The sequence below is a fragment of the Mycolicibacterium agri genome, assembly GCF_002553505.1.
Classification (GTDB): domain Bacteria; phylum Actinomycetota; class Actinomycetes; order Mycobacteriales; family Mycobacteriaceae; genus Mycobacterium; species Mycobacterium agri.
In genome coordinates, this window is the sequence record NZ_PDCP01000008.1 from 92,495 (window position 1) to 112,999 (window position 20,505).

General features: G+C 67.5%; 20 protein-coding genes. 10 read left to right on the forward strand and 10 right to left on the reverse strand.

From position 1 onward, the window contains the following. Positions 1 to 2 precede the first annotated feature (2 nt). The 6 genes from CQY20_RS06585 to CQY20_RS06610 all read right to left on the reverse strand — a co-directional run bounded on the left by CQY20_RS06585 (position 3) and on the right by CQY20_RS06610 (position 6,287). Positions 3 to 893, reverse strand: a complete 891-nt coding sequence (locus CQY20_RS06585; RefSeq protein WP_097939193.1) for a cyclopropane mycolic acid synthase family methyltransferase — start codon at positions 891 to 893, stop codon at positions 3 to 5. Between the two features lie 97 nt (positions 894 to 990). Then, a complete protein-coding gene (locus CQY20_RS06590) occupies positions 991 to 1,872 on the reverse strand; it encodes a cyclopropane mycolic acid synthase family methyltransferase (RefSeq protein WP_097939195.1) in 882 nt (293 codons plus the stop codon). Further along, positions 1,873 to 2,748 carry a cyclopropane mycolic acid synthase family methyltransferase gene (locus CQY20_RS06595; protein WP_097939197.1) on the reverse strand — a complete coding sequence of 292 codons (876 nt, stop codon included), beginning with the start codon at positions 2,746 to 2,748 and terminating at the stop codon, positions 1,873 to 1,875. A 153-nt stretch (positions 2,749 to 2,901) separates the two neighbouring features. After that, positions 2,902 to 3,804: an alpha/beta fold hydrolase gene (locus CQY20_RS06600; protein ID WP_097939199.1), complete on the reverse strand. Its 903-nt coding sequence runs from the start codon at positions 3,802 to 3,804 to the stop codon at positions 2,902 to 2,904. Further along, positions 3,804 to 5,192, reverse strand: a complete 1,389-nt coding sequence (locus CQY20_RS06605) for an ABC1 kinase family protein (protein WP_097939201.1) — start codon at positions 5,190 to 5,192, stop codon at positions 3,804 to 3,806. Before CQY20_RS06605 ends, CQY20_RS06600 begins: the two co-directional genes overlap by 1 nt. A 102-nt stretch (positions 5,193 to 5,294) precedes the next feature. Further along, positions 5,295 to 6,287 (reverse strand): oxygenase MpaB family protein, encoded by a 993-nt coding sequence (locus CQY20_RS06610; RefSeq protein WP_097939203.1) that lies wholly within the window; start codon positions 6,285 to 6,287, stop codon positions 5,295 to 5,297. A gap of 103 nt (positions 6,288 to 6,390) precedes the next feature. Here CQY20_RS06610 and CQY20_RS06615 point away from each other — a divergent pair, with 103 nt between their 5' ends. Together CQY20_RS06615 and CQY20_RS06620 are read left to right on the forward strand one after the other, a co-directional pair. After that, entirely contained in the window at positions 6,391 to 6,984 is a 594-nt protein-coding gene (locus CQY20_RS06615) for a TetR/AcrR family transcriptional regulator (protein ID WP_097939205.1), read from the forward strand. A 238-nt stretch (positions 6,985 to 7,222) separates the two neighbouring features. After that, on the forward strand, positions 7,223 to 7,483 hold the full coding sequence (locus CQY20_RS06620) for a hypothetical protein (protein WP_133119032.1): 261 nt from the start codon (positions 7,223 to 7,225) through the stop codon (positions 7,481 to 7,483). Between the two features lie 28 nt (positions 7,484 to 7,511). Here the strand turns inward: CQY20_RS06620 and CQY20_RS06625 are convergent, their stop codons facing one another. Genes CQY20_RS06625 through CQY20_RS06635 form a run of 3 tightly spaced genes read right to left on the reverse strand, consistent with a single transcriptional unit; the run spans position 7,512 to position 9,603 of the window. Beyond that, the gene (locus CQY20_RS06625) at positions 7,512 to 8,441 is read right to left on the reverse strand and encodes an alpha/beta fold hydrolase (protein WP_097939209.1); all 930 of its coding nucleotides are present in this window, start codon (positions 8,439 to 8,441) and stop codon (positions 7,512 to 7,514) included. Positions 8,442 to 8,463: 22 nt separating this feature from the next. Then, a complete protein-coding gene (locus CQY20_RS06630; protein WP_097939211.1) occupies positions 8,464 to 9,060 on the reverse strand; it encodes a DinB family protein in 597 nt (198 codons plus the stop codon). A gap of 3 nt (positions 9,061 to 9,063) precedes the next feature. Next, positions 9,064 to 9,603, reverse strand: a complete 540-nt coding sequence (locus CQY20_RS06635; protein WP_097939213.1) for a DinB family protein — start codon at positions 9,601 to 9,603, stop codon at positions 9,064 to 9,066. 63 nt (positions 9,604 to 9,666) lie between these two features. On the opposite strand from CQY20_RS06635, the gene CQY20_RS06640 reads away from it, so the two are divergent. Beyond that, on the forward strand, positions 9,667 to 10,620 hold the full coding sequence (locus CQY20_RS06640) for a helix-turn-helix transcriptional regulator (RefSeq protein WP_097939215.1): 954 nt from the start codon (positions 9,667 to 9,669) through the stop codon (positions 10,618 to 10,620). 298 nt (positions 10,621 to 10,918) lie between these two features. Here the strand turns inward: CQY20_RS06640 and CQY20_RS06645 are convergent, their stop codons facing one another. Then, positions 10,919 to 11,464 (reverse strand): nucleotidyltransferase, encoded by a 546-nt coding sequence (locus CQY20_RS06645; protein WP_097939217.1) that lies wholly within the window; start codon positions 11,462 to 11,464, stop codon positions 10,919 to 10,921. Positions 11,465 to 11,488: 24 nt separating this feature from the next. On the opposite strand from CQY20_RS06645, the gene CQY20_RS06650 reads away from it, so the two are divergent. The 7 genes from CQY20_RS06650 (at position 11,489) to CQY20_RS06680 (ending at position 20,496) form a co-directional block, all read left to right on the forward strand. Next, positions 11,489 to 12,256, forward strand: a complete 768-nt coding sequence (locus CQY20_RS06650; RefSeq protein ID WP_097939267.1) for an endonuclease/exonuclease/phosphatase family protein — start codon at positions 11,489 to 11,491, stop codon at positions 12,254 to 12,256. 17 nt (positions 12,257 to 12,273) lie between these two features. Then, complete coding sequence (locus CQY20_RS06655; RefSeq protein ID WP_234816130.1) at positions 12,274 to 16,473, forward strand: glycoside hydrolase family 38 N-terminal domain-containing protein; 4,200 nt, start codon at positions 12,274 to 12,276, stop codon at positions 16,471 to 16,473. Further along, positions 16,470 to 17,087, forward strand: coding sequence for a DUF7158 domain-containing protein (locus tag CQY20_RS06660; RefSeq protein WP_097939219.1), 618 nt, complete (start codon positions 16,470 to 16,472; stop codon positions 17,085 to 17,087). The genes CQY20_RS06655 and CQY20_RS06660 overlap by 4 nt, the downstream gene beginning before the upstream one ends. Next, positions 17,087 to 17,995, forward strand: coding sequence for an ROK family protein (locus CQY20_RS06665; RefSeq protein ID WP_097939221.1), 909 nt, complete (start codon positions 17,087 to 17,089; stop codon positions 17,993 to 17,995). The genes CQY20_RS06660 and CQY20_RS06665 overlap by 1 nt, the downstream gene beginning before the upstream one ends. 269 nt (positions 17,996 to 18,264) lie before the next feature. After that, positions 18,265 to 18,792, forward strand: a complete 528-nt coding sequence (gene rplJ / locus CQY20_RS06670; RefSeq protein ID WP_097939223.1) for a 50S ribosomal protein L10 — start codon at positions 18,265 to 18,267, stop codon at positions 18,790 to 18,792. 48 nt (positions 18,793 to 18,840) lie between these two features. After that, positions 18,841 to 19,236, forward strand: a complete 396-nt coding sequence (gene rplL / locus CQY20_RS06675) for a 50S ribosomal protein L7/L12 (protein ID WP_097939225.1) — start codon at positions 18,841 to 18,843, stop codon at positions 19,234 to 19,236. Between the two features lie 180 nt (positions 19,237 to 19,416). Next, positions 19,417 to 20,496, forward strand: a complete 1,080-nt coding sequence (locus tag CQY20_RS06680) for an ABC transporter ATP-binding protein (RefSeq protein WP_097939227.1) — start codon at positions 19,417 to 19,419, stop codon at positions 20,494 to 20,496. Positions 20,497 to 20,505: the final 9 nt, after the last annotated feature.

A 20,505-nucleotide genomic window follows, 5' to 3' on the forward strand; every position in this document is an offset into this window, starting at 1 on the left:
CGCTACGCCTCTGCGGCCGGCTTCAAGTAGGTGACGAGGTTGCAGTCGAGCATCTCGTCGGCGAAGTAATGCTGGCAGCCGCGCAGGTACTTGAGGTATCTGTCGTAGACCTGTTCGGTGGTGATCGTCAGCACCGTGTCCCTCTTGGCCTCCAGCGTGTCGGCCCACGTGCGCAGCGTCCGCGCATAATGCGCTTGTAGCGAAAGACATTCGGGGACAACGAATCCCGCCTTCTCGCCGTGGGCGATCATCATTTTGGCGGTCGGGATGCGGCCGCCGGGGAAGATCTCGGTGATGATGAACTTGATGAACCGGGCCACGTCGAACGTCAGCTTCTTGCCGCGGGCCACGTAGTCGTCGGGGTGAAACGCGGTGCTGCTCTGGATCGTCATGCGGCCGTCGTCGGGCAGGATGTCGTAGGTGAGTTTGAAGAAGTCGTCGTAGCGCTCGAAACCGAAGTGCTCGAACGCCTCGATCGACACGATGCGGTCGACCGGTTCGTCGAACTCCTCCCACCCCGACAGCAGCACCCGATGCGAGCGGTCGGAATCGACGGTGTCCAACAGCTGCGAGGTGTAGGCGTGCTGGTTCTTCGACAGCGTCAGGCCGATCACGTTGACGTCGTAGCGTTCCAGCGCCCGCTTCATCGTCGCGCCCCAGCCGCAGCCGATGTCGAGCAGCGTCATTCCCGGCGCCAGGTCCAGCTTGTCGAGGTTCAGATCGGCCTTCGCGAGCTGTGCTTCCTCGAGTGTCATGTTCTCGCGTTGGAAGTAGGCGCAGCTATAGGTGCGGGTCGGATCTTGGAACAGCCCGAAGAAATCGTCGGAAAGGTCGTAATGGGCTTGGATTTCTTCGAAGTGGGGCTGCAACCGGTTTTCTGTTTTAACGGTCATCCGTCAACCCGCTTTCCCGGTAATAGTTGACGGGCACCTTACCCGCATCAACGCGGCCCGAAGCATTCTGACGTGCCCGTTGGCCTGAGAAAATGATTTACTTTTCCAGCGTGAACTGGTTGATGTCGACGTATCCGATGCGGAAACCGTCTGCGGTTCCGCGCAGGAACTTCATGTACCGCTCGTAGACCTCTTCGGACTGGATGGCGATCGCCTCGGCTTTGCGGGACTCCAGCACGTCGGCCCACATGTCGAGCGTCTTGGCGAAGTCGGACTGCAGCGACTGGATGCGGGTCACCGTGAATCCCGCCTTCGCGGAATGCTCTTCGACCTTCTCGATCGACGGCAAACGGCCGCCGGGGAAGATCTCCGTCATCACGAACTTGATGAAGCGCGCGAACGAGAAGGTGATCGGTATGCCACGCTCGGCCATCTGCGGTGCGGTGAGCGCCGTGATGCAGTGCACCATCATCACGCCGTCGTCGGGCATCAGATTGTGGGCAAACGTGAAGAAGTCGTCGTAGCGCTCAAATCCGAAGTGCTCCAACGCCTCGATCATCACGATGCGGTCGACCGGCTGCTTGATCTCCGACCAGTCGGCCAGCAACACCTGATGTGACCGCTCGGTGTCGACGCCGGCGAGTAGCTGCTCGCAGTAGGCGTGCTGGTTCTTCGACAGCGTCACACCGATGACGTTGACGTCATAGCGCTCCAGCGCCCGCTTCATCAGCGAGCCCCAGCCGCAGCCGATGTCCAGCAGCGTCATCCCCGGCTGTAGCCCGAGTTTGCCCAGGCTCAGATCGAGTTTGGCGATCTGCGCCTCTTCCATCGTCATGTCCTCGCGCGGGAAGTACGCGCAGCTGTAGGTCACCGTCGGGTCGGTGAACAGCTGGAAGAACTCGTTGGAGAGGTCGTAGTGGGCGCGGACCTCCTCGACGCTTCGCCTCTTCTTCGTCGAGGCCGCCGCCTTGTCGGCCATCTACTTGGCCAACGTGAACTGGTTGACGTCGATGTAGCCGACGCGGAATCCGTCGGCGCACCCGGTCAAATACTTCATGTAGCGCTCGTAGACCTCTTCGGACTGGATGGCGATCGCCTCGCCCTTGTGCGCCTCGAGGTTTTCCGCCCAGATGTCAAGGGTGCGCGCATAGTGCAGCTGCAGCGACTGGCGGCGCTGTAGCTTGAAACCCGCTCTGCTGCTGTGGTCTTCGACCTTCTCGATCGACGGCAGCCGGCCGCCGGGGAAGATCTCGGTGATGATGAACTTGACGAAGCGGGCGAAGTTGAAGGTCAGCGGCATGCCGCGTTCGACCATCTGCGGACCCGTCAGCGCGGTGATCGTGTGCAGCAGCATCACGCCGTCGTCGGGCATCGCCTCGTAGGCGAATTTGAAGAAGTCGTCGTAGCGGTCGAAACCGAAGTGCTCGAAAGCGCCGATCGACACGATGCGGTCGACGGGCTCGTCGAACTCCTCCCAGCCCTTGAGCATGACCCGCTTGCTGCGGGGGCTGTCGGAGGTTTCGAAGACCTTCTCGACGTGGGCGGCCTGGTTTTTCGACAGGGTCAGGCCGACGACGTTGACGTCGTACTTCTCGATCGCCCGCATCATCGTCGACCCCCAGCCGCAGCCGACGTCGAGCAGCGTCATCCCGGGCTGAAGCCCCAGCTTGCCCAGCGCCAGGTCGACCTTGGCCTGCTGGGCCTCCTCGAGCGTCATGTCCTCCCGCTCGAAGTACGCACAGCTGTAGGTCCGCGTCGGATCCAAGAACAGCGCGAAGAAGTCATCGGACAGGTCGTAGTGCGCCTGGACGTCCTCGAAGTGCGGTTTCAGGCTGGGTTTGCCCTTATCTGACATGTCGATATGTGCCTCTCTAATTGCGAAGGCATTCCCCGCATGACATGTCATGAAAGAAACTGCCTCGGGACGCCGGTGTCAACCCCCCGGTGCGTCCCGCTCGGAATGCTAACGCATTCGGACGGTTGCGCCCTATTTATCGATCGTGCCTGTTCAGGCCGTTTCCGCGAAGTTCGACTTCAGTTCGCCGACGATGTCGTCCCACAGCTCTTCGGGCAGGTCATGGCCCATTCCGTCGAGGAGAACCAGTCGCGCGCCCTCGATCGCGCGGGCGATGGCCCGGCCGCCGGCGGGTCGCATCAATTTGTCCGCCTTGCCGTGGATGACGACCGTCGGCGCGGTGATCCGGCGGTCGTAGTGCAGCAGGCTGCCGCTGCCCAGGATGGCGGCGAAGTGGCGGGCGATGCCCGCGGGGTAGTAGGCGCGGTCGTAGCCCTCGATGGCGTCGGCGCGCAGCCGTTCCTGGGGCGCCGGGTAGCCGGGGCTGCCGATGATCCGGGCGACCCGGATCGCGTTCTCGACGACAGCCTCTCTGGTGTTGTCGGCGGGCCGCCCCAGCAGCGCCCGCAGCTGCGGGAGTCCTGGCGGGGGCAGCAGCGCCTTGTTGTTGCTCGAGAAGATCACGCCCAGCGACTTGGTGCGCTCGGGGAAGCGGGCCGCGAAGATCTGGGCGATCATGCCGCCCATCGACCCGCCGACGATGTGCGCGCGGTCGATGGTCAGATGGTCCAGCAGCGCGGCCGCGTCGTCGGCCATGTCCTCCAGCGTGTAGACGGCGGGGCTGCGCATCCCGAAGAACGAGCGCACCAGGCGCGGCAGCAGCGGTGCGCCGGTGTGGCGGCCACTGAACTTGGTCGACAGGCCGACGTCGCGGTTGTCGTAGCGGATGACGCGCAGACCCTGGTCGACGAGCTTCTGGCAGAACTCCTTGCGCCACAACAACAATTGCGCGCCGAGGCCCATGATGAGCAGGACGGCGGGGTCGTTCTCGTCACCCATGTCCTCGTAGTGGATTTCCAGCTCGCCGGCTTTGGCGAGTCCCGTGCGGATCTGCACTACGCCTCAACCCCGCCTTTCGCGGCCTTCGCGGTGTTCGTGACCGACTCTTCCGGCTCCTCGTACTCGCGGCTCACCTCGACCATGAAGTTGGCGAAGTAACCGGTCAGCTGCGGGTCGCTCATCATCTGCCAGCGCGGCGCGAGCAGTTTCATGTAGCGCTCGACATAGAGGAACTGCTTGCCGATGAGCACCAGCTCGCGCGGCAGCTTCACGTCGTACGCGTCGGCCAAAGCAGAAAGCTGCCTACCGATTTCGGCATACGACATGTCGCCGAGGTTTTGCATGGTCAGCGGCGTCGCGAACTTCTCCAGGTCCTTGGCGGCCTGGGCCTCCGGCTTGACGGTGCCGACCGCGCCCATCAGCACGACGATCTTGCCCGCCGCGGCGTGGTCCTTCTTGACCAGCAGCGCGTACACCAGTTCCCGCAGCAGCCAGCGGGTGCGCGGGTCGATGCGGCCCATGATGCCGAAGTCGAAGAAGACGATCTTGCCGTCGTCGTCGACGTAGAGGTTGCCTGCGTGCAGGTCGCCGTGGAACAGGCCGTGCCGCAGCCCGCCCTCGAAAACGCTGAACAGCAAGGCTTTTACCAGTTCGACGCCGTCGAATCCCTTCTGGCGGATGGTCGCAACATCGTCGATGCGGGTGCCGTTGACGCGCTCCATCGTCAGCACCCGCTCGCTGGTCAGATCCCAATACACCTGCGGCACACGGATGTTCTGGCCCAGCGGCGACGCATGCATGTGCGACACCCAGGCGTCCATCGACTGCGCCTCCAGCCGGAAGTCGAGCTCCTCGGCGAGGTTGTCGGCGAAGTCGGCGACGACGTCCTGGGCGGACAGCCGTTGACCGAGCTTGGCCAGTTCGACCAGGCGCGCGCCGCGCTTGAGAATCTGCAGATCCGCGGCGACCCGGCGACGGATGCCCGGCCGCTGGATCTTGACGACGACCTCTTCGCCGCTGTGCAGGGTGGCGTAGTGCACCTGCGCGATCGAGGCGGACGCGAACGGCTTCTCGTCGAAGGACTTGAACAGCGTGGTCGGCTCGTCGCCGAGCTCCTCGACCAGCAGCTTGTGGACCTCTGCAGGGTCGGCAGGCGGTACGCGGTCGAGCAGGCTGCGGAATTCGCGGCTCAGCGGTTCACCGAACGCGCCCGGGCTGGACGCGATGATCTGGCCGAATTTGACGTAGGTCGGGCCCAGATCGGAGAAGGTCTTCGGGATCTCCCGAATGATCTTCTGCTGCAACGAGCCACGGCTGGGAAGCTTGGTGACGACCCGTGCCCCGGTGCGGGTTATCTGCCAACCCGTCGCTCCGATGCGGGCGGCCTCGACCGGCAGCGGCACCCGGTCCAGTTTGGCCACCTCGCGGTGCTTAGTCGTACTCATGGTTAGCAGTGTCTCAAAATTCTCTTAGACGAGTAAAAACGGTGTGCAGCCGGTCACAGCGGGCGACGCGGGCCGCGGCACGTCACACAGCGCCGAGTCGGCCTAAGCGAAGGACCGCTCGACCTCGTCGCGGCTGCGCACCGGGTCGGTGCCGGGGACGTAGGTCGGCACCGTGTGCGGCACCGTAGTGCCGCCCTTGACGCGGGCCTGGGCCTGGCGGAACTCCGGGATCGGGCCGGTGGCGGCGCTCAGCCCGTTGATCACCGACCACACCGCCGCGCGTCGGGCCGTGCGCTCGATGATGTTCGGGTCGGTATGGGCCACGAGTTGCTTCGCCCACTTGGGCAACGTGTCGCGGATCGCCCAATCGACCATGTTCTGCGGAAACGGCACGCCGGGGCCCGTCGAGGTCGCGGTGCCGTGGGTGACGGCCAGCTTGGGCAGATACGACTCGAGGCACTCCAGCGTCTCGGCCTTGGTGGTCGGCAGGTCGGTACCGCCCAACGCGTGGCCGACCCGCACGAACTCGCCGTAGTAGCGGTCAAGCTTCTTGCCGCGCAACGGGTTCGGGTGATACAGCTCGTGGGCCGTCGCGAGCCCCCACACCACCGTCGCGTAGTTCCAGCGCAACCAGTCCGGGTCGTCGGCGTCGTAGCGGGCCCCGTCGGGTCGCACGCCCTTGATCGTGTGGTGCATCGCGCGCACCGACTGCGCCAGCCGCTCAGCGGTCTCCGTCGAGCCGTAGGCCGTGCCGATGAAGAACGCGATCGAATGTCCGAGCCGGACGGCCAGCCCCTTCGGGTCCAGTTCAGGCTTCGCCTCGCCGGTCTGCGGGTCGCGCTTCACCAGCCGCGAGTGGTGCATGCCCATCCAGTAGATCGACGGGTCGAGGCGCTCCATGAACGCCGCACACTGCAGCCCGAAGATCAGCGCGTGCATGTGCGAGTGCACGTGCCACACCGCGCTGCCGGGGCCGAACCAGCCGGGATCGCCGACGGGCGCGGCGAACTCCATGCCGCGGAAGTAGTGCCTGCGGACGTCCTCGTCGAACTTCTTGTTCAGTAGTTGCCCGACGAGCTGGTGCGGCAGGTACATGAATGTTCCCCCAATTCTGGTCACGGCTGTAACCAGAATACATTTTGGCGACGGGTGTGACCAGACAGCCCGGCGCCGGCGTCGAGCGACGTAGTCTGGCCCGATGTCGAGTCCCACGCGCTGGGCCGGTGTGCCGCTGACCGATCGCCGCGCCGAACGCCGCGAGCTGCTCGTCGACGCGGCCTTCCGGCTGTTCGGCGACGAGGGGGAGTCGGCGGTGTCGGTGCGTTCGGTGTGCCGCGAGTGCGGCCTGAACACCCGCTACTTCTACGAGAGCTTCGCCGACGTCGACGAGCTGCTCGGCGCGGTCTACGACCGTGTCGCCGCCGAGCTGGCCGAGGTGGTCGAGACGGCGATCGGGCAGGCCGACGACACCGTGCGGGCGCGCACGCGGGCGGGCATCGCCGCGGTGCTCGGCTACAGCTCCGCCGACCCGCGCCGTGGCCGCGTGCTGTTCACCGAGGCGCGGGCCAACCCGGTGCTTGCGGCCCGTCGTGAGGCGGCCCAGGAGCAGCTGCGGCAAGGGGTGTTGACCGAGGGCGGACGGCTGACGCCGAATTCCGACCCGATCGCCGCTGCGGTCGGCGCGGCGATCTTCACCGGCGCGATGGCCGAACTGGCCCAGCAGTGGCTGGCTGGCAACCTCGGCGACGACCTCGACGCGGTCGTCGATCACGCGGTGGCGCTCGTTCTCTGAGTTTCTCTGAGCGCGAAACGGCGTCCGCGCAGCTGCCAATCCGCACTTTCTCTGCTGAATTTCCGCTTCGCGTCGGGAATGTCGGGATTTTTTGCGGCGTTTGGGACGTTTGTGCCACACGGAAATGCGCGGTCTCGGCCGCGCATCGGGGGCAGCCTATGCTCCGCGAAAGCTTAGGCTGCCTAATATATAGGGAAACAATGTAGTTTCCGCGGAAACACTGAAGGGAGTGGTCAGGGTGAAGTCCCGACAGTTCAAGCTCGTCTCCGCGGGCATCGGCGCCAGTGCAGCCATCGCGATGAGTGTGGTCGGCGTCGGAATCAACACCGTCAGCGCGCAGGCGCCGTTGCCACTCAGCCCGGTAGCGACGCCGCAACCCACCGTTGGGGAAACCGTCACCAAGTCCAAGGCGCCGTCAGCGCCACAGGTCAGGCGTGCCGAACCGGCCATCAAGGGCCCTGCGCCGCTCCCGCCGGAGGAGCAGGGGTTGCCCGGCTGACGGGCTGTTCGGCTAACGCCGAGAGCTCTCAGGCCAGGGCGAAGTTCTCGGCGAGCGCTTCGGTGATCGGTCGCCAGACCGGCGGGGGCAGATCATGTCCCATGCCGTCGACGACGACGAAGCGCGCGCCGGGAATCGCCTTCGCCAGGCTGCGGCCGTTGCGCGGTCGCACCAGCGGATCGTCGGTGCCGTGGATGACGAGCGTCGGCGCGGTGACGCGACGGGTGTAGCGCAGCAGGCTGCCAGTGCCGAGGATGGCGTCGAACTGACGCAGCATCCCCTGCGGGTAGTCGCTGCGCGCCCGTAGCTGCTCGACGCGTCGACGCAACTCGTCGACGGGCGGTAAGAAGTTGGGGCCGTTGATGATTGAGATGTTTCGCACTTCGGCGGCCAACCGCTGCTCCCATGGCGCGTCACGGCCGGGACCGCCGAGTGCCAGCCTGATGACCCGCCATCGGGGCAGCGCCGACAGCGGCTTGCCCGAGCTCGACATGATCAACGCCAGCGACGCCACCCTTTTGGGATGGCTGCCCGCGAGCACGTGCGCGATCATGCCGCCCATCGACGCCCCGACGACGTGGGCGCGCTCGATGCCGAGGTGGTCGAGCAGACCCTTCGCGTCGTCGGCGAGATCGACGAGCGTGTAGGGCACGTCGCTGCGCCGCCCCAGCAGATAGCGGGCCACCCGCGGGTACACCGAGCCGCTGGCGCGTCTGCCGTGCATCTTCGTCGACAGCCCGGTGTCGCGGTGGTCGAACCGGATCACCCGATAGCCGCGGTCGACCAGCTGCGCGCAGAACCCGTCGGGCCACATCGGCAGCTGCGCGCCGACGCCCATGATGAGCAGGACGGGCGGGGCGTCGGAGTTGTACTGCGCACGCGAGGAGCAAGAAGGGTGAAGCTGTTCGTAGAACAGCTCGACGTCGCCGCACCGCGCGGTACCCGATCGGGTTTGCACGTCCTCCTTTGTACCGACTGCGCTACGCGGAGGCCTTCCACGGCTTGAGGAAGTCGGTCTCCGGCCATCCTTCGGCGGCGGCCATCAACTCGTACATCGTTGCTCCGTCGATGGATTCGCGGATGATGTCGCCGTGTCCGGCGTGCCGGGTCAATTCCTCGACCAGATGCATGCCCACCCAGCGCACGTTCCAGTAGTCCAGGTCCTTCGGAAACCACGGAACTTCGTGTGGGACAGGCACTTTCGCGTCGAGATCAGCCTCGGCGAAGACCCGCAGCGTCTCCTCGTTCTGCTCGCGCAGGTTGTCCAGCAGCGCGGCCAGTGTCTCGTCGTCGCGCATCACGTACTCGTCCTGGTAGGCGGCGCGCTGCTCCTCGATCGACCGCCCGTCGCGCGGCGGAAAATCCGGTGCCGCCTTGACGCGCTCGACCCAGCTGCGCTGGACGCCTGCGGCGTGCTTGACGAGTCCGCCGATCGACAGCGCGCTCACCGACGGGGTGGAGCGCGCCTGTTCGTCGGTCAGCCCGTAGCCGATCGCGAAGAACGCGTTCTGGTTGAACCGAAGGAATTCGATCAACGTCTGGCGTTCGTCGCCGGCGGGTGAGGGTAGTCCGGGCATCTGTCAGTCCTCCTTTTGCGGGCTGTGTGCGTAAAGATCGCGGATGCAGGCAATTTCGGCGCCGTGATGGATCGTCTCGCGGTTGATGTGCAAGATCAGCGCGCTCAACGGATATTCGGCGTACGGGCCCTCGGCGGGGCCGCAGGGCCGGTCGAGTTCATCGTCGGTGAGGCTGCGGACACCCGTCATCCAGGTCTGGTAGGCCTTGTCGAGCTGGCGCAGCGCGGTGTTCGCGTCGGCGGCGTACGGCCAGCTCTGGTAGTCGGCCGGCGGCCCGCCGAAGTGCGAGTGGTTGCGCATCGCCAGGACGCCGACGATGACGTGTGCCAACCCCCACGCGATCGTGGTGAACGGTGCGGGCTTGGGCTCCGGGAACTCGAAGTCGATCGAGCCGTCGGAGTGCACGGTCCAACAGTCGGGCACCGGGCGCCAGAAGTACTCGTCGTCGGTCAGGCCGTCGAGGCGCGGCCGCAGGTGATTGGTCCAGTGAAACTCGAGTTGGTCGGCGAGCTGGCCGACGAAGCGTTGTCTGTTCTCCGTCATGCCACTCACTCTCCCACCTATATAGGACAGTTTCGGTCCTAAAACTGTGCGAATCTGTGTTACGTGGCGGAGACGACGAGTCGCGTGCTGCAACTGCTGGGTCTGTTGCAGTCCCGGCGGGTGTGGTCGGGTGAGGAGCTCGCCGAGCGGCTCGGCGTGACCACCCGCAGCGTGCGCCGCGACATCGAACGGCTGCGCGAGCTCGGTTATCCCGTGCTGGCCAGCAAGGGGCACGGCGGCGGATATCAGCTGGGGGCGGGCGCAGCGCTGCCGCCGCTGCTGCTCGACCCCGACGAAGCCGTCGCGATGGCAGTCTGCCTGCGGTTGGCCGCGGGCGGCAGCGTGGCAGGCGTCGGCGAATCGGCGCTGCGCGCGCTGAGCAAGCTGGACCAGGTGATGCCGTCGCGCCTGCGGTCGCAGGTGGCGGCCGTGCACGACGCCACCGTCACCCTGACCTCGTCGGATTCACCCGTCGAGCCCGACGTGCTGATGACGCTGGCCCGCGCCTGTCGCGACCGTGAGCGCGTGTCGGCGTCCTACGTGGACCGCGCGGGCACCGCCTCGCAGCGTCGGCTCGAGCCGTATCAGCTGGTCACGACGGGCAGGCGGTGGTATCTGCTGGCATACGACCGTGACCGCGGCGATTGGCGCAGCCTGCGGCTGGACCGCATGCGCGACGTCGCGGCGCAGGGCAGCACCTTCGCGTCCCGCGACGCCCCCGACGCCGCAGCCTATGTGCGGCGGTCAATCAGCGCGTCGCCGTACCGATACGTCGCTCGCGTCCGCTTCTTTGCGCCTGAACACGTTGTGGCGCAGCATTTCTCGCCGGCCTCCGTGTCGATCGAACCCGACGGGCCCGGCGCCTGCATCGTCACGGCGGGCGCCGACGACCCGGAGATGATGCTGTTCTACTTCGTGAAGGTCGGCTGCGAGTTCGAGGTGATCGAACCGGCCGAGGTGGCCGAGGCCGCAGTCAGCGTGGCCGAACGCCTGCGGCGCGCCGCCAACAGGCCGTGACGATAGCGTCTGGCCCCCGTTCCGTGCAGGCGCAGGCGGAGAAGCAGCAGGCGACGGTGCGCCTCGAAACCCATGGACAGTGGGTCGGGCCAGCTCAGCGCGCCGCCTGAAGTCTTGCGTTGCGTCGACATAATGAGTCCATTGTGGCACTTCGACACTGACGATGCAGACGCCACGCCGTGAGCCTGCTCGCGTGCTGAAAGACGAAATGAATTGCCGTTCAACAGCACTCAACGATTCGGTAACGAAACGGCATAGTCGGCGGCGACCGGTGTGACAAGCCTCACCCCGCAGGAGGTTACGGGGCGATGCCCAACCGCTCTGTGAGCACGAGAAACGCGGCGGCGAACGGGTTGTCGGCGGTGTCTTCGCGCAACCGGTTCCAGTCCAAGCGTTCCCGCACCGCCCGCACCCCCGGTAGTAGCGCGGCGAAATCGCAGTGATGCTCATTGAGCGAGTTCAGCTTCTCGATCATCACGTGCGTCGGCGACAGCACCCGCATTCGAATGGCCAGCACATCGAGTTCTTCGGCCGCCGCGATGGTGTCGGCATCGACCGGTGTCCCGTTGAGCTGGTGCAGCACGTCGACCACGAACTCGTCCTCGACGCACGCCTTGAACAGCCAGTCCTCCGGGGTGCGGTCGATGCGGAACCCGGCCTTCTCCAGCGTCAGCGCCGCGGCTTCGGTGTCCTGCTCGGCGACCACGAAATCGACGTCGTGCACGGGTTCGGGGCCTCCGTAGGCCCACAGCGCGTAGCTGCCGGCCAGCGCGAACTCAGGGCCGTGCGCCTTGAGCGCCGATGCGGCCTGTTTGAGCGCGTCGCGCAGATCGATGTGCGTCATCGTGGGTACCTAGTACCCATGCAGATGCGGATAGCCACCTTCAACATCCTGCACGGACGCAGCGTGCACGACGGCGCTGTCGAACTGGACCGATTGGAGGAATCGGTTCGACGCATCGACGCCGACGTGCTGGCGCTGCAGGAAGTCGACTGCGACCAGCCCCGATCGGCGATGGCCGACCTGACCGCGCTGGCCGCCGAGGCGATGGGCGCGGTGACCCACCGGTTCGTCGCGGCGATCGCCGGGACGCCTGGGGCCACGTGGATGGCCGCGACCGGCCGCGAGCAACCCGGCACAGCCGCCTACGGCATCGCGCTGCTCTCGCGGTACCCGGTGCGCAGCTGGCAGGTGCTGCGGCTGCCGCGCATCCCCACCACCTTCCCGATGTATCTGCGCGAGCCCGGCAAGGTGGTCATGGTCAACGAGGAGCCGCGGGCGGCCGTGGTCGCGCAGCTGGACACCCCGCTGGGCCTGATGACGGTCGCCAACACCCATCTGTCGTTCGTGCCCGGCTGGAACCGGGTGCAGCTGCGCCATCTCGCGCGCGATCTGCGCGGCTTCGGCCCGCCGCGAGTGTTGATGGGCGACCTCAACATGACCCCGCCGCGGACCGGGCGATGGCTCGGCATGCGGGCGCTGTGCGCGGCGCCCACCTTCCCCGCCGACGACCCGCAACGCCAGCTCGACCACATCCTCACCGACGACCCGACGCTGACGGTCGCCGAGTGCCACACCCCGCGGCTGCCCGTCTCCGATCACCGTCCGCTTGTTGTCGACGTATCGCGGCCGTGACTACGTAGGGTGACGGCGTGGCGTTCGGCGTGACCTCCGCGGAGTCGACGGACCTGTTCGTGGGACCGGCGGATGCACCGCTGCAGGTGGCCCGCATCGCCTACACCGGTGGTGAAGGGCCGATCATCGTCGACGGCGACGGCCTGGGCACGCCGCAGCCGCCGTCGGCCGAACCCGGCGGTGGCATGGCCGAGGTGGCCGTCGCCGTGCGGAATCCGGTCGTCGGCCAGCGCCGCGCCGCCCGCGTGCACTGCGGCGGCGACGGTGCCGACTTCGAGTTCACGGTGGCCGAGCCCGGCTGGACGATGTTCATGGTCAGCCATTTCCACTACGACCCGGTGTGGTGGAACACACAGGCCGCCTACACCAGCGTGTGGACCGAGGATCCGCCGGGCCGCTGCAGGCAGACCAACGGGTTCAACCTGGTGGCGGCCCACCTCGAAATGGCGCGCAGGGAACCGGAATACAAGTTCGTGCTGGCCGAGGTCGACTACCTCAAACCGTACTGGGACACCCACCCCGAGGACCGTGCCGACCTGCGGCGGTTCATCGCCGAGGGCCGCGTCGAGATCATGGGCGGCACCTACAACGAGCCGAACACCAACCTGACCAGTCCGGAGACGACGATCCGGAACTTTGTGCACGGCACCGGATTTCAGCGAGACGTCCTGGGCGCTTCGCCGGCCACCGCGTGGCAGCTCGACGCCTTCGGGCACGACCCGCAGTTCCCCGGGATGGCGGCCGACGCGGGGCTCACGTCGAGCTCATGGGCGCGCGGGCCGCAACACCAGTGGGGTCCGATGCAGAACCAGGGCGACCCCGAGCGGATGCAGTTCTGCAGCGAGTTCGAGTGGATCTCGCCGTCGGGTCGCGGGCTGCTCACCCACTACATGCCCGCGCACTACTCGGCCGGCTGGTGGATGGACTCGTCGGCGAGCCTGCAGGAAGCCGAAACCGCCACATACGAACTGTTTTCGACGCTGAAGAAGGTCGCGCTCACGCGGAATGTGCTCTTGCCGGTCGGCACTGACTACACGCCGCCGAACAAGTGGGTGACCGAGATCCACCGCGACTGGAACGCGCGCTACACCTGGCCGCGCTTCGTGTGCGGGTTGCCGCGGGAGTTCTTCGCGGCGGTACGGGCCGAACTCGACGAGCGCGGCATCGCCGCCTCGCCGCAGACCCGCGACATGAACCCGATCTACACCGGCAAGGACGTGTCCTACATCGACACCAAACAGGCCAACCGGGACGCCGAGAACGCGGTGCTCGACGGCGAGCGGTTCGCGGTGTTCGCGCGTCTGCTCGGTGGCGCGAGCTATCCGCAGGCCGCGTTGGAGAAGGCGTGGGTGCAACTGGCCTACGGCGCCCACCACGACGCCATCACCGGCTCGGAGTCCGACCAGGTCTACCTCGACCTGCTGACCGGCTGGCGCGACGCCTGGGAGCTGGGGCGGGCGGCGCGCGACAACGCACTGGCGCTGATCTCCAGCGCCGTCGATGGGTCGGTGGTGGTGTGGAACAGCTTGACCCACAAGCGGACCGACGTGGTGACGGCGCGGCTCTCACATCCGATGGGCGAGGGCGTGCGGGTGGTGGACGCCGGCGGCAACGAGGTGCCTGCACTGGTCGAGCACGGCGGCCGGTCCGTGACATGGCTGGCGCGCGACGTCCCGTCGTTGGGCTGGCGCGCCTACCGCCTGCTGCCCGGACTGTCCCAGCCCGGTTGGGACGAACTGGACGTACTCGAAATCAGCAACGAGCGCTACCGGCTGCGGGTCGACCTGGCGCGCGGCGGGGCGGTGTGCTCGCTGACCGACGACGGTCGCGAACTGCTCGCCGACGGTGCCCTCGGCAACGAGCTGGCGGTGTATGACGAGTACCCCGCGCATCCGGAGGCGGGGGAGGGGCCGTGGCACCTTCTGTCGAAGGGCCCGGTGGTGGTGTCGTCGGCCGCCGCAGCCGAATCCGTGCAGTGCTATCGCGCGCCGGTCGGCGAACGGGTGGTGGTGCGCGGCCGGATCGGCTCGCTGCTGCGGTACACCCAGACGCTGACGCTGTGGCGCGGCGTGCCGAGGGTGGACTGCAGCACCACGATCGACAAGTTCACCGGCGAGGACAAGCTGCTGCGGGTGCGGTGGCCGTGCCCGGTGCGCGGCGCGATGCCGGTGAGCGAGGTCGGCGACGCGGTGATCGGCCGCGGCTTCGCACTGCTGCACGAGCCCGGCTCCGATGAGTCGGTCGACACCGCGAAACACCCTTACACACTGGACAATCCGGCCTACGGCTGGTTCGGTCTGTCGTCGGCGCTGCGGGTCCGTCATCCCGGCGGGGTGCGCGCGGTCTCGGTGGCCGAGGTGGTGACGCCGTCGGAGGAGCGGTCGGCGGCGTTGGCCCGCGACGTGATGGTGGCGCTGGTGCGGGCCGGGGTGACGGCCACCTGCAGCAGTGCCGACAAGCCCCGCTATGGCGATCTCGCCGTGGATTCCAACCTGCCCGACGCGCGGATCGCGCTGGGCGGGCCCGACCAGAACCCGTTCACCGCAGCGGTTTTGGCCGACGCCGAGCCGGCCTACACCGAGGAGCTGAAGCGGCAGCTGTATGCCAATGGCACGGCGCGGGTGTGGGTACCCGCCGCCGCACCGCTGTCGGAGATATGGCGGCCCGGCGCCGACCTGCGCGGTGTGCGGTCGCTGCCGGTGCTCGTCATCGCGGGCGGCGACGGGCTCGATGGTGCGATCGCATCGCTGGTCGACGACCTTGCCGACGCGGAGGTTTCGGTCGAGCAGCAGACGCCGCCGCACGTCGAGCCGTTCGAGCACCACACGGTCGCGGTGCTCAACCGCGGTATGCCCGGCTTCGCCGTCGATAGCGACGGCACCCTGCACACGTCGCTGATGCGGTCGTGCACCGGTTGGCCGTCCGGCGTCTGGATCGAGCCGCAGCCGCGCCGCACCGCGCCCGACGGCTCCAACTTCCAGCTGCAGCACTGGACGCACACCTTCGACTACGCCCTGATTTCCGGCGACGGTGACTGGCGATCGGCGTCCGTGCCTGCCCGCAGCGCAGAGTTCTCCCATCCGCTGTTGGCTGTGTTCGGAAACCGCAGCGGCGCAGGGGGATTGCCGAGTTGGGGCTCGTTGCTGGAGCTCGAGCCGGCAGGCGTCGTCCAGCTCGGCGCCATGAAGGCCGCGGGAAATCCGTTGGCATCCGGCAGCAGCCGCGTGGTCGATCCAACCGACGCCGTTGCCGTGCGGCTGGTTGAAACCTGCGGGGCCACAACCAATGTCGTGATCACCTCTGGGCTGCGCCGGCTGTCGCAGGCATCCCGTGTCGACCTGCTCGAGCAACCCCGCATCCAGGAGCTCGCCGCGCCGGACGGCTTGACGCTGCACGGGTATGAGGTCGCTACCGTGCTGACCCGGCTGAACATGCCGCAGCTCATCGACGCCGATCACACCCTGCTTGCGCCCGAAGTCGAAGCGGCCCAACCGTTGTATGCGCGCTACTGGCTGCACAACCGGGGCCCCGCCCCGCTCGGCGGGCTGCCCGCCGTCGCGCACCTGCACCCGCAGGCCGTCGTCGCCGAGCCCGGCGATGAGGTGGTGCTGCGCCTCACCGCCGCCAGCGCCTGCACCGATGCGGTCCTGCATGGCACCGTCAAGCTGGTGTGCCCCGACGGCTGGACGGCCAGCCCGTCGAGCCTGCCGTTCTTCCTGCCCAGCGGCGAATACCTGGAGGGCGACGTCGAAGTGACGATGCCACCGGACACACCGCCAGGGCTCTACCCGATCCGCGCCCAACTCACCGTCACCGGAGACGGCGCGCAATCGATACCCGCGTCCTGGCATCAGGTCGTCGAAGACGTCGCCACCGTCTCGGTCGGTATGCCGCCGGAGGACCTTCTCGTTTTCGTCGGCGATCCCGACGACGTGACCGTCGCGGCGGGTGAGGTCAGCAGGCTCGTGGTGCGCGTCGGCACCGCCGCACGCGCCGACCTCGCCCTGGAGGCGCACCTGATCAGCCCGTGGGGGACATGGGAATGGATCGGGCCCGCCGCACAGGGCGCGCTGGCGTCGCCGGGCGAGACGGTCGAACTGGGCTTCGACGTCGCTCCACCGCCATGGGTGCAGCCCGGCGAGTGGTGGGCGCTGGTGCGGGTGGGCTGCGCAGGGCGGCTGCTGTATTCACCCGCGGTGAAGGTGACGGTCCGATGAGCGCTCCCGTCGCGGCCGTCGTCGCCGGCATCGAGATATCCGTCGCCGACGTCGACGCACGCGAAGCGCAACTGCGGGACAAGGTGCCCGCCGCCGCGCTGCCCCGCAAGGACACCAGCGAGGGCAGGCAATTGCGGCGTTGGCTCACCCAACTGCTGACCACCGAACGCGTGCTGGCCGCCGAGGCGGCCGCTGCGGGCATCACCGCGGCCGGCGCGCCCACGGAAAGCGAACTGCTGCCGGACAATTCGGCGCGGCTCGAGATCGGCAGCGTCGCCGCCGCGGCCCTGGCCGATCCGCTTGCCCGGGCGATGTTCGTCCACGTCACCGCGTCCGTCGACGTCGGCGGCGACGAGGTCGCCGACTACCACGCTCGCAACCCGCTGCGCTTCGCCGCGGCGACGGATGCCGGAAATGGTTGGCGCACAAAGCCGATCGACCCGCCGCCGCTGGAGTCGGTGCGCCCGCTGCTCGTCGAACATCTGCGGGGCGCCGCCCGCAGGCGCGCTTTCCGCCGCTGGCTGGACGCGCGATGCGCCGAACTCGTCCGGCTCGCGCCCGGCTATGAGCATCCCGGCGACCCGCGTCAGCCCGACAACACCCACCGGCACTGATGGCCGACCCGACACTGGCGATCGACATCGGCGGCACCAAGATCGCCGTCGCCCTGGTCGACGGCGGCGGTGAGCTCGTACACCACGCGCAACTGCCGACACCCGACGGCGACGCCGAGGCGATCTGGGCTGTCGTCGACACCCTGGTCACCGAAGCGCTGGTCGCCGCGGGAGGCCGAGTCGGCGCCGTCGGCATCGCGTCCGCGGGTCCGATCGATCTGCCGTCGGGCACGGTGAGCCCGATCAACATCACTGCGTGGCAACGGTTTCCGATCGTCGAGCGGGTGACGGCCGCGGCGGGTACGCCTGCCCGACTCGGCGGCGACGGCCTGTGCATGGCGCTCGGCGAGCAATGGCTCGGCGCGGGCCGCGGCGCGCAGTTCATGCTCGGCATGGTGGTATCGACCGGCGTCGGCGGCGGCCTGGTGCTCGACGGCGTGCCCTACGACGGCCGCACGGGCAACGCGGGCCACGTCGGCCACGTCGTCGTCGAACCTGACGGCGCGCCGTGCACGTGCGGCGGTCGCGGCTGCGTCGAGACGATCGCGTCGGGACCGAACATGGCCCGGTGGGCCCGCGCGCACGGATGGGACGCCCCGCCCGAGGCCGACGCCAAGGAACTGGCCGACGCCGCCAACGCGGGTGACCCCGTCGCGCTGGCAGCGTTTCGGCGCGGCGCGACGGCCGTGGCCGCGATGATCGCCTCCGTCGCCGCGGTGTGCGACCTGGACCGCGTCGTCATCGGCGGCGGTGTCGCCAAGTCGGGTCCGCTGCTGTTCGACCCTGTGCGCGAGGCGCTGGCCGTGCACGCCGGGCTGGACTTCCTGCGCGGCGTTACGGTGGTGCGGGCCGAGTTGAGCAACGCGGGCCTCGTCGGCGCCGCCGCCCTCGCGATTTCGGCGCGCTAACGTGCGCTCAGCGCCGCTGAGCGCGCCGAAATCGCATTATGAGGGGCGATCGGCTACTCTTGATGCGTTCCACCGAAGACCGTCGGTCACCGATGAGCGCTTGCGCGACGAGCACAAGACAAATCGGTTGAAGGTCCGGGATTGTCCCGGCGGCCCACGCAGGAGGACGAGGTAGTCGTGTATCAGCGCGCCCCGGCCGTCTGCGCCGGGGCGTTCGTCATTTCCGGCCCTGCTCGCGCCCGTCGGTCGTAAACCACGAGGAGGCATGCATGGCCAAGGCTGACAAGGCCGCTGCGGTTGCCGACATCGCCGAGCAGTTCAAGGAGGCGACGGCTGCGCTCGTCACCGAATACCGCGGACTGACGGTGGCCAACCTGCGGGATCTGCGCCGCTCGCTCGGTGACTCCGCCACCTACACCGTCGCCAAGAACACGCTGGCCAAGCGTGCCGCGGCGGATGCAGGTATCGAGGGCCTCGACGAATTGTTCGTCGGGCCCACCGCGATCGCGTTCGTCAAGGGCGAGGCGGTCGACGCGGCCAAGGCGATCAAGAAGTTCGCCAGGGAGAACAAGGCGCTGGTCATCAAGGGCGGCTACATGGACGGACGCCCGCTGTCGGTCTCCGAGATCGAGACGCTCGCCGATCTCGAGTCCCGCGAGGTGCTGCTGGCCAAGCTGGCCGGAGCGATGAAGGCCAAGACCAGCCAGGCGGCCGCGCTGTTCGCAGCGCCCGCATCGCAGGTTGCGCGGTTGGCTGCCGCACTGCAGGAGAAGAAGGCCGCTGAGGAAGCCGCATAACACCCACCCCACCAGGCAGAAGTAAAGAAGTAAGGAAGGACCATCCCAATGGCAAAGCTGTCCACTGAAGAGCTGCTCGACGCGTTCAAGGAACTGACCCTGCTCGAGCTCTCCGAGTTCGTGAAGGCGTTCGAGGAGACCTTCGACGTCACCGCCGCCGCCCCGGTCGCCGTCGCGGCCGCCCCCGGTGCCGCCGCTGGCGGCGCGCCCGCCGAGGCCGCCGAGGAGCAGTCGGAGTTCGACGTCATTCTCGAGGCCGCCGGCGACAAGAAGATCGGCGTCATCAAGGTCGTCCGCGAGATCGTCTCCGGCCTGGGCCTGAAGGAGGCCAAGGATCTGGTCGACGGCGCCCCCAAGCCGCTGCTCGAGAAGGTCAACAAGGAAGCCGCCGAGGAAGCCAAGGCCAAGCTCGAGGCCGCTGGCGCGACGGTCACCGTCAAGTAGTTTCCCAACGCTGTGGGGCTGATCTGGCAAACGGATCAGCCCCACAGTCGTTATTCGCGCTGGTAAAACCAATATGAGACCTGCGACGAGTGTCGCCGCACGGACGTCGTACGCTACAGTGACTCAAGCCACAAGCGAGCAGCGTGTGGCGGCAGAAGGCTACCGGCGGAAGGATCTCGCGTGGGCATTGGAATCCAAATTGAGGGGCTGACGAAGTCCTTCGGCCCCCAGCGAATCTGGGAGGACGTCACCTTCGACCTGCCGGCCGGTGAGGTCAGCGTGCTCCTTGGGCCCTCCGGTACCGGCAAGTCCGTGTTCCTGAAGTCGCTCATCGGCCTGCTGCGCCCCGAGCGCGGCAAGATCATCGTCGACGGCACCAACATCATCGAGTGCTCGGCCAAAGAGCTCTACGAAATCCGCACGCTGTTCGGCGTCATGTTCCAGGACGGCGCGCTGTTCGGCTCGATGAGCATCTACGACAACACCGCTTTCCCCTTGCGTGAGCACACCAAGAAGAAGGAAAGCGAAATCCGCAACATCGTCATGGAGAAGCTCGAGCTGGTCGGTCTGGCCGGCGATGAGAACAAGTTCCCCGGCGAAATCTCCGGCGGTATGCGCAAGCGTGCAGGCCTGGCCCGGTCGCTGGTGCTCGATCCGCAGATCATCCTCTGCGACGAGCCCGACTCCGGTCTCGACCCGGTCCGCACGGCCTACCTGAGCCAGCTGCTGATCGACATCAACGCCCAGATCGACGCCACGATCCTGATCGTGACGCACAACATCAACATCGCCCGCACGGTGCCCGACAACATCGGCATGCTGTTCCGCAAGCATCTCGTCATGTTCGGTCCGCGTGAGGTGCTGCTGACCAGCGACGAGCCCGTCGTGCGCCAATTCCTCAACGGCCGCCGCATCGGCCCGATCGGCATGTCCGAGGAAAAGGACGAGGCGCAGATGGCCGAGGAGCAGGCGATGGTCGACGCCGGCCACCACGACGGTGGCGTCGAAGAGATCGTCGGCGTGCCGCCGCAGATCACGGCGACACCCGGTATGCCCGAGCGCCAGGCGGTCGAACGTCGGCGGGCCCGCGTGCGCGAAATCCTGCACACGCTGCCGCCGAGCGCACAGGAAGCCATCCGCGACGACCTCGAGGGCACGCACAAGTACGCCAGCCACGAGTTGCCGGAGGACACGGTGACGGCGCGGCACGCGACGGAGGACGCCCCCACGGGCCGTATCCCGGTCGCTGGAGAGCGCTGACTTAGGACG